Origin of the sequence: Pseudomonas sp. A-1 (assembly GCF_004801855.1) — a bacterium.
Taxonomy (GTDB): Bacteria; Pseudomonadota; Gammaproteobacteria; order Pseudomonadales; family Pseudomonadaceae; genus Geopseudomonas.
Genome location: NZ_SSTC01000011.1, coordinates 67,729 through 75,521, shown reverse-complemented (window position 1 = coordinate 75,521; position 7,793 = coordinate 67,729). Strand labels below are relative to the sequence as shown.

Annotated in this window: 9 protein-coding genes; 7 read left to right on the top strand and 2 right to left on the bottom strand. The window is 70.5% G+C overall.

Translation table 11 applies throughout. The features are described from left to right. From E5198_RS03925 to E5198_RS03905, 5 genes are all read left to right on the top strand, one after another. A partial coding sequence (locus E5198_RS03925; protein WP_256658963.1) for a thiamine-monophosphate kinase occupies nucleotides 1-476 on the top strand: 476 nt, incomplete at its 5' end. Next, the gene (locus tag E5198_RS03920; protein ID WP_136488712.1) at nucleotides 463-957 is read left to right on the top strand and encodes a phosphatidylglycerophosphatase A; all 495 of its coding nucleotides are present in this window, start codon (nucleotides 463-465) and stop codon (nucleotides 955-957) included. The genes E5198_RS03925 and E5198_RS03920, both read left to right, overlap by 14 nt. A 54-nt stretch (nucleotides 958-1,011) precedes the next feature. Next, nucleotides 1,012-1,656 (top strand): TIGR02281 family clan AA aspartic protease, encoded by a 645-nt coding sequence (locus E5198_RS03915; RefSeq protein ID WP_136488711.1) that lies wholly within the window; start codon nucleotides 1,012-1,014, stop codon nucleotides 1,654-1,656. A gap of 69 nt (nucleotides 1,657-1,725) precedes the next feature. After that, on the top strand, nucleotides 1,726-3,291 hold the full coding sequence (locus E5198_RS03910) for a thymidine phosphorylase family protein (protein WP_136488710.1): 1,566 nt from the start codon (nucleotides 1,726-1,728) through the stop codon (nucleotides 3,289-3,291). Nucleotides 3,292-3,302: 11 nt separating this feature from the next. Beyond that, nucleotides 3,303-4,205, top strand: a complete 903-nt coding sequence (locus tag E5198_RS03905) for a ribose-phosphate diphosphokinase (RefSeq protein ID WP_136488709.1) — start codon at nucleotides 3,303-3,305, stop codon at nucleotides 4,203-4,205. A 10-nt stretch (nucleotides 4,206-4,215) separates the two neighbouring features. Here the strand turns inward: E5198_RS03905 and E5198_RS03900 are convergent, their stop codons facing one another. Further along, nucleotides 4,216-4,668, bottom strand: coding sequence for an isoprenylcysteine carboxylmethyltransferase family protein (locus E5198_RS03900; protein WP_218569037.1), 453 nt, complete (start codon nucleotides 4,666-4,668; stop codon nucleotides 4,216-4,218). Nucleotides 4,669-4,986: 318 nt separating this feature from the next. Between E5198_RS03900 and E5198_RS03895 the strand changes: the two genes are divergently transcribed. After that, nucleotides 4,987-6,039, top strand: a complete 1,053-nt coding sequence (locus tag E5198_RS03895) for an acyltransferase (RefSeq protein WP_168772469.1) — start codon at nucleotides 4,987-4,989, stop codon at nucleotides 6,037-6,039. Nucleotides 6,040-6,102: 63 nt separating this feature from the next. Here the strand turns inward: E5198_RS03895 and E5198_RS03890 are convergent, their stop codons facing one another. Beyond that, on the bottom strand, nucleotides 6,103-6,669 hold the full coding sequence (locus E5198_RS03890; protein WP_136488706.1) for a DUF6436 domain-containing protein: 567 nt from the start codon (nucleotides 6,667-6,669) through the stop codon (nucleotides 6,103-6,105). Nucleotides 6,670-6,779: 110 nt separating this feature from the next. On the opposite strand from E5198_RS03890, the gene E5198_RS03885 reads away from it, so the two are divergent. After that, complete coding sequence (locus tag E5198_RS03885) at nucleotides 6,780-7,712, top strand: alpha/beta hydrolase (RefSeq protein ID WP_136488705.1); 933 nt, start codon at nucleotides 6,780-6,782, stop codon at nucleotides 7,710-7,712. Nucleotides 7,713-7,793: the final 81 nt, after the last annotated feature.

Here is a 7,793-nt window from a genome sequence, read left to right as displayed (position 1 = left end):
CGGCGCTGCCGCTGGTGCTCGGCGAGCGCGAGCCGCGCGGCGCGGCGGATGCGCAGCTGCTGGCGCAGTACTGGATGCCGCAACCGCAGCTGGCCCTCGGCCAGGCGCTGCGCGGGCTGGCCAGCGCCGCGCTGGACGTCTCCGACGGCCTGCTCGCCGACTGCGGACACATCGCCGAGGAGTCCGCGGTGCGCGTGGTCATCGAGGCCGCGCGGCTGCCGCTGAGCGCCGCGCTGCGCGCCGCCGCCGGCAGCGAGGCGCTGCGTCTGGCGCTGAGCGGCGGCGACGACTACGTGCTGGCCTTCACCGTGGCGCCGCACGCGGTGACGGCGCTGCAGGTCGCCGGCCTGTCCTTCCACATCGTCGGCCGGGTCGAGTCGGGCGGCGGCGTGCGCGTGCTCGACGCCGCCGGCCACGACATCACCCCGGCTGCCGCCGGCTACCAGCACTTCGGAGGCGGCGATGGACAAGCATGAGCGTCCGGAGCTGGCGCCGGAGTCGATCTGGCGCGATCCCTGGCAGTTCATCGCCTTCGGTTTCGGCTCCGGGGCGATGCGCAAGGCGCCGGGCACCTGGGGCACCCTGGTCGGCCTGGCCTTCGTGCCGCTGCTGCAGCTGCTGCCCGACTGGGGCTACGCGCTGATCCTGCTGCTTGGGTCGCTGTTCGGCTGCTGGCTGTGTGGCAAGGTATCCCGCGACCTGGGCGTGCACGACCACGGCGGCATCGTCTGGGACGAGATCGTCGGCATCTGGATCACCTGCTGGCTGGCGCCGCCCGGCTGGCTCTGGCTGCTGGCCGGCTTCGGGCTGTTCCGCCTGCTGGACATCCTCAAGCCCTGGCCGATCAGTTGGGTCGACCGCCACGTGCACGGCGGCACCGGCATCATGCTCGACGACCTGCTCGCCGGCATCGGCGCCTGGGGGCTGCTGCAAGGGCTGGTCTGGCTGCTCGGCTGAGCCCTCAACCACGTCCCGCCCGCCGGCGGGGCCGCGACGAAAAGGAGTTCTGTCATGCGTTCATTGCTCGCCCTGTGCGCCGGCCTGCTGCTGGCCGGCCCGCTGGCCGCCGCGCCGCAGGTGCAGGTGGTCGGTCTGTTCCCCGGCGCCGCGGTGGTCACCGTCGACGGCCAGCGCCAGTTGCTCAAGGCGGGGCAGAGCGGCCCGGCCGGCGTCACCCTGGTCAGTGCCGATGCCCGCGGCGCGGTGCTGCGCGTCGACGGCGTCGAGCGCAGTTTCGCCCTGACCCGCGAGTACAGCGCCGCCGGCTACGCCGAGCCGCAGCGCCAGCAGCTGAGCATCGCCCGCGGCCTGGGCGGCCACTACTGGGTGGCCGGCTCGGTCAACGGCCAGGGCGTGCAGTTCCTCGTCGACACCGGCGCCACCTCGGTGGCGATGAACGAGGCCCAGGCCAGGCGCCTCGGTCTCGACTACCAGACCCGCGGCCAGCCGATGCAGGTCAATACCGCCGGCGGCACCGTGCCGGCCTGGCGGATGAGCCTCGACCGGGTCAAGGTCGGCAGCATCGAGCTGCTCGGCGTCGAGGCGGCGATCGTCGCCGGCGGGTCGCCCAGCGAGGTGCTGCTGGGCATGAGCTTCCTCAACCGGGTCGGCTGGCGCGAGGAGCAGGGCGTGCTGCGCCTGGAGGCCAAGCACTGATCGCCGCCCTTGCCGGCGGCGACCGCGCGGCGGCATAGTCCGGGGATCGTCTGCCCCCGGAAGCGCCCCATGAAGAAGACCCCGGCCCCCTGCGGCGCCGCGAACCTGCAGCTGCGCCGCGTCGCCATCGACACCTACCGCGAGAACGTCGCCTACCTCAACCGCGACTGTGCGGTGTACCGCGCCGAGGGCTTCCAGGCGCTGTCCAAGGTGGAGATCCGCGCCAACGGCCGGCGCATCCTCGCCAGCCTCAACGTGGTCGACGATCCGGCCATCGTCGACTGCGGCGAGCTGGGCCTGTCCCAGGACGCCTTCGCCCAGCTCGGCGTGGCCAACGGCCATCCGGCGACCATCTCCCAGGCCGAGCCGCCGTCGTCGATCCCGGCCCTGCACCGCAAGATCGCCGGCGAGCGGCTGGGACGCGAGGACTTCCGTGCCATCGTCCGCGACATCGCCGAGCACCGCTACTCGAAGATCGAGCTGACCGCCTTCGTGGTCGCCTGCAACCAGGGCGAACTGGACCGTGAGGAGGTGTACTTCCTCACCGACGCCATGACCGGCGTCGGCCGCCGCCTCGATTGGCATGAGCACCCAGTGGTCGACAAGCACTGCATCGGCGGCATCCCCGGCAACCGCACCTCGATGCTGGTGGTGCCGATCGTCGCCGCCCACGGCATGCTCTGCCCGAAGACCTCGTCGCGGGCGATCACCTCGCCGGCCGGCACCGCCGACACCATGGAGGTGCTGGCCAACGTCGAGCTGCCGTTCGAGCGCCTCGAGGAGATCGTCCGCGAGTACCGCGGCTGCCTGGCCTGGGGCGGCACCAGCGAGCTGTCGCCGGCCGACGACGTGCTGATCGCCGTGGAGCGCCCGCTGTCGATCGACTCGCCGGGGCAGATGGTCGCCTCGATCCTGTCCAAGAAGCTTGCCGCCGGCTCCACCCACCTGGTGCTGGACATCCCGGTCGGGCCGACCGCCAAGGTGCGCTCGATGCCCGAGGCGCAGCGCCTGCGCAAGCTGTTCGAGTTCGTCGCCGGGCGCATGGGCCTGACCATCGACGTGGTGATCACCGACGGTCGCCAGCCGGTGGGCAGCGGCATCGGTCCGGTACTGGAGGCGCGCGACGTGATGCGCGTGCTGGAGAACGACCCGCGCGCGCCCAACGACCTGCGCCAGAAGGCCCTGCGCCTGGCCGGGCGCATGCTCGAGTTCGATCCCGACGTGCGCGGCGGCGACGGCTACGCCATCGCCCGCGACATCCTCGACTCCGGTCGCGCCCTGGCGCGCATGCAGGCGCTGATCGCCGCCCAGGGCCACAAGCCGTTCGACCACAACGCCCCGGCGCTGGCACCGCTGTCCTTCGAGGTGACCACGGCGGAGGCCGGCGTGGTGGTGGCCATCGACAACCTGCAGCTGGCGCGCATCGCCCGCCTGGCCGGCGCGCCCAAGGTGCAGGGCGCCGGGGTCGACCTGCTGTTCAAGCTCGGCGAGCGGGTCGCCGCCGGCGCGCCGCTGTACCGGGTCTACGCCGCCTACTCCGCCGACCTGGAGTTCGCCCGCGAGGCCAGCCGGCGCAGCTCCGGCTTCACCCTCGGCAGCGCCGACGAGCTGCCGCACCTGTTCGTCGAATTCTGAGGAGACCGCCGATGAGCGTACTGCTGCTGCATTTCGCCGACGAGCGCGAGGCTGCCGGCCGCCTGGCCGCCGCGGCCGGCCTGTCCTGTGCCGAGATCGAGCGCCACCGCTTCCCCGACGACGAGCTGCGCCTGCGCCTGCCGCTGACGGACGCCGGGGCGCTGGCCGACACCCTGGTGCTGTACCGCAGCCTCGACCGGCCCAACGAGAAGCTGGTCGAGCTGCTGCTGGTCGCCGGCGAGGCGCGCCGCCTGGGCGCGCGCCGCCTGCTGTTGGTGGCGCCCTATCTGGCCTACATGCGCCAGGACATCGCCTTCCACCCCGGCGAGGTGGTCAGCCAGCAGGTGGTCGGGCGTTTCCTTGCCGAACACTTCGACGCGGTGCTCACCGTCGACCCGCACCTGCACCGCATCGCCACGCTGTCCGAGGCGATCCCCCACGGCGCGGCCGTCAGCCTGTCCGGCGCGCCGCTGCTCGCCGGGTTGATCGCCGACCGGCTGGAGAAACCGCTGCTGATCGGCCCGGACGCCGAGTCGCGGCAGTGGATCGAGGTCGCCGCCGCCGGCCACGGCTTCGACTACGGGGTGTGCAGCAAGGTGCGCCACGGCGACCGCCAGGTCGACATCGCCCTGCCAGAGCTGGACGTGCGCGGCCGCGCGGTGGTGCTGCTCGACGACGTGGCCAGCTCCGGGCGCACCCTGGCGCGCGCCGCCGAGCTGCTGCTGGGCGCCGGCGCCGCCTCGGTGGACGTGGCGGTGACCCACGCGCTGTTCGCCGCCGACGCGCTGGACAGCGTCCGCGCCGCCGGCGTACGCCACGTGTGGAGCAGCGACTGCATCCGCCACCCGAGCAATGCGGTGAGCGTGGCGCCGCTGCTGGCCGGGGCGCTGGCCCGCCTGGGCGTGCCGGGCTGAGGGCGGCGGGCTACAGCCAGCGGCGCACCCGCGCGCAGTAGTCGCGGTAGGCGGCGCCGAACAGGCGCTCGAGCGCCTGCTCCTCGGGGCCGATCTGCCAGCGCCCGAGGACGGCAACGAACAGCGGCAGCAGCAGGAAGCTGATCGCGTTGCCGAAGCCAAGCGCCAGGGCCAGCAGGATCAGCGCATCGCCCAGGTAGATCGGGTTGCGCGAGAAGGCGAATACCCCGTCGGTCACCAGGCGGCTGGCCCGCTCGGGCCTGAGCGGATTGACCGTGGTGCGAGCGCGGAACATGGTCCAGGCCGCGGCGGCCATCAGCGCGACGCCGGCGAGCAGCAGCAGAGCCGCCAGCGGTCGCTGGCCGGCGAAGGCGAAGCCGCCGAACGGCAGGCGCTCGGCGATCTGCCACATGGCGGCGGCGAACAGCACCACCAGCACGGGCGGAGGGATCGGCAGGGGCATGGTGGGCAACCTCCGTGAAGTCTCGTTCATTCTCGACCGTGCAGCACCCTGCAGCGGCTCCCGGTCAGGCCCCGGGGTGGGGCGGAGGTTCGGCCGTGGGGAAATGCTCGTCCGGTACTGACAGTCGTCGGCACGCTGCAGGATAATGCGTGGCTCTGCAGGGCGGGGCAGGGCGAAGGTCGGTGGCGTGCAATTCGCCCGCACGACGGTTTTCTCGTGGGGCCGCTGCCTCGTCGGGCCGACCGCAGGTCACCGGCGCGCATGAGGCGAGCACAGCCTGTTTTTCATTTCTCGATACGGGGAAGTCCGGGTGTCGATATGGGTTTGATCAGAATATTGTTGGCACTTTCCGTCGTTTCGGCACACTTTTCTGCCCACCCCTTCCTGAAGTTCGTGGGTGGCGATACGGCGGTTCAGGCCTTCTTCATCATATCCGGATTCTATATCGCGATGATTTTTCCGGGGAACTATCAGAATGCGACCAGCTTCTGGAAGTCCCGCTTCTTCAGGCTGTATCCGGTCTATCTGTTCTGCGGGCTCTTCGCGTTCGGTCATCCCCTGGAGTCGTTGCAGAATCTGCTCGCCCTGCCGCCATTGGGCGGGCTCGTGGTCGCCCTGACAAACAGCACCCTGCTGTTCCAGGATGTCACCCTGTTCCTGGAGGTGCGGGACGGCGCCGTTGCCTTCACGCCGGACTTCGCCTCCTCGCTGGCGCCATTGGCGCAATATCTCATCGTGCCGCAGGCGTGGTCGCTGGGGCTCGAGATCTCGTTCTACCTGATCGCGCCATTCATCATCCACAGGCCGCTCTATCTGGTCGCCCTGCTTCTCCTGTCGTTGGCGCTCCGAGCCGTGCTCATGCACTATGGTCTGTCCCATGATCCCTGGTCCTACCGATTCTTCCCGACGGAGCTGGCCTTGTTCCTGCTCGGCAGCCTGTCCTACAAGTTCAGCCAGAAGATGAAGGAATCGGGCTGGTTGCCGGACCACCAAGGGCTGGCCCTTTTCCTGTTGGCGCTGATCACCCTGTTCATCCTGGTCTTCTCGTTCGTTCCGCTGGAGGTATGGCAGAAGAAGATTGCCCTCTATGTTCTTCTCGCGGCCGCCATTCCGCTGGTCTTCAACATGACCAAGGATGTTTCGCTGGACAACTTCGTGGGCAATCTTTCCTATCCGGTCTATTGCTGCCACCTTGTCGTGCTGAAGTGGGTTTCGAAACTGCCGGGCTGGAAGCTCTATCTGAAGGGAACCCTGCCAGGCACTCTGCTGGCCTTGCTGATAGTGATCGGCTTCGCCTATCTGCTGTATCGGCATGTCGAACTGCCGTTCGACAACTATCGGAAGAGATTCAAGAGGGCGCCGGCGGCCTGACGCGGAGCGGCCCTGCCGGTTCCCGGGGCGCTGTGCTCCGCGGTTCGCCGGCAGCGTCCGGGATCACTCGCTCGTCCACGGACAATAGCACCCCACCGCCAGGCTGCCCGTGCTCTGCACCGGCCGGCCGGCGAGCAGCGCCTCGAGCACCGGCTCGATGAAGCTGTTGCTCGAGGTGCACACCGCCCCCTCGCTGTACGGTCCGACGTAGGCCAGCCGGCCATCCCGATCCCAGATCGCCACCGCCGGGCTGGCCGGCAGTCGTTCCGCGCCGGGCAGCTCGCGCAGCGGCTGCAGGGCCTTGAGCGTCTCCGGCAGCTGGCCGCGGCTGCCGGGCTTCTGCCAGACGTGGAAGCTCACCTCCTGGCCGGCGAAGCGCTGCACCAGTTCGGCCAGGTGCTGCTGGTTGCCGACGTTGCACGGGCAGGGCGGGTCCCACAGGTGCACCACGCGGATCCTGCCCGGGCCGGCCAGTTCGGCCGGCAGGCGCAGGCCGGCGGCGTCGAACAGCACGGTGGTTTCGCTGAACGGACGGATGTAGCGCGCCTGGTACCACTGGTACAGGCTCCACAGTGCCACCGCGCAGGCGAGGGCGACCAGGCTGAGGACGAGGGGCTTGCGGCGGGGCATGGGGTTACCTGCGGAAAATGACGGTCAAGCTTGCCATGTCGGCGCGCTGGCCTAAAGATCAGCAGAGGCGGCCGATCAGCGCACTGCTCCGATAACCGCGGCCGAAACCCATGAACGAAACCTTCGATCCCCAGCGCCTGCGCCGGCAACTGCCGCCGCTGGCCGCCGCCGCGGCCGAGAGCGGCCCGCAGGTGCAGGCCTACCGCCGCTACTACGGCCTGCAGCACCGTCCCGACATCCACAGCCGCCTCGGCTGGGTGGAGGTCGAGGGGCGGCGGGTCGCCGTGCAGGGCTGGTGGCGCGACGATGCGCGGGCCACCGTGCTGCTGCTGCACGGCTACTACGACCACATGGGCCTGTACCGCCACGTGTTCGACTGGGCGCTGACGATGAACTTCGCCGTGCTGTCCTGCGACCTGCCCGGTCACGGCCTGTCCGAGGGCGAGCCGGCGAGCATCGACGACTTCGCCGAGTATCAGGCGGTGCTCGCCGCGCTGTTCCAGGCCGCCGAGCTGCTCAACCTGCCGCAGCCCTGGCACCTGTTCGGCCAGAGCACCGGCGGCGCCATCCTGCTCGACTACCTGCTGACCGGTGCGCCGCGCCCGGACCTCGGCCAGACCGTGCTGCTCGCCCCGCTGGTGCGCCCGCGCGCCTGGCTGCGCTCCCGGCTCAGCTACCACCTGCTCAACCCCTTCGTCAGCCGGATCGCCCGCCGCTTCAGCGACAACTCCGGCGATGCGGCCTTCCTCGACTTCGTGCGGCGCGATCCCCTGCAGGCGCAGGTGCTGCCCACCGCCTGGGTCGGCGCGCTGGCGCGCTGGATTCCGCGCATCGAGGAGGCTGCGCCTTCGGCGCGCACGCCGCTGATCATCCAGGGCGACGCCGACATGACGGTGGACTGGCAGCACAATCTCGAGGTGCTGCAGGACAAGTTCCGCGGCGCCGAGCAACTGATCCTGCCCGGCGCGCGGCATCACCTGGTCAACGAGGACGAGGAGCAGCGCCGGCGGCTGTTCGCCCTGCTCGGCGAGCGCTTCGCCTGAGCGGCGCTGCTAGCATGGCGACCGTTTCGATCCGCCGCGACGGCGGCACAGGCAACCCGGGCGCGCCGGCGCGAGAGAGTT

What these genes read in the sequence shown, in the direction of transcription:
- E5198_RS03920 (WP_136488712.1), top strand. Translation starts at nt 463, where the DNA reads ATGGACAAGCATGAGCGTCCGGAGCTGGCGCCGGAGTCGATCTGGCGC.
- E5198_RS03915 (WP_136488711.1), top strand. Translation starts at nt 1,012, where the DNA reads ATGCGTTCATTGCTCGCCCTGTGCGCCGGCCTGCTGCTGGCCGGCCCG.
- E5198_RS03910 (WP_136488710.1), top strand. Translation starts at nt 1,726, where the DNA reads ATGAAGAAGACCCCGGCCCCCTGCGGCGCCGCGAACCTGCAGCTGCGC.
- E5198_RS03905 (WP_136488709.1), top strand. Translation starts at nt 3,303, where the DNA reads ATGAGCGTACTGCTGCTGCATTTCGCCGACGAGCGCGAGGCTGCCGGC.
- E5198_RS03900 (WP_218569037.1), bottom strand. Translation starts at nt 4,668, where the DNA reads ATGCCCCTGCCGATCCCTCCGCCCGTGCTGGTGGTGCTGTTCGCCGCC.
- E5198_RS03895 (WP_168772469.1), top strand. Translation starts at nt 4,987, where the DNA reads ATGGGTTTGATCAGAATATTGTTGGCACTTTCCGTCGTTTCGGCACAC.
- E5198_RS03890 (WP_136488706.1), bottom strand. Translation starts at nt 6,669, where the DNA reads ATGCCCCGCCGCAAGCCCCTCGTCCTCAGCCTGGTCGCCCTCGCCTGC.
- E5198_RS03885 (WP_136488705.1), top strand. Translation starts at nt 6,780, where the DNA reads ATGAACGAAACCTTCGATCCCCAGCGCCTGCGCCGGCAACTGCCGCCG.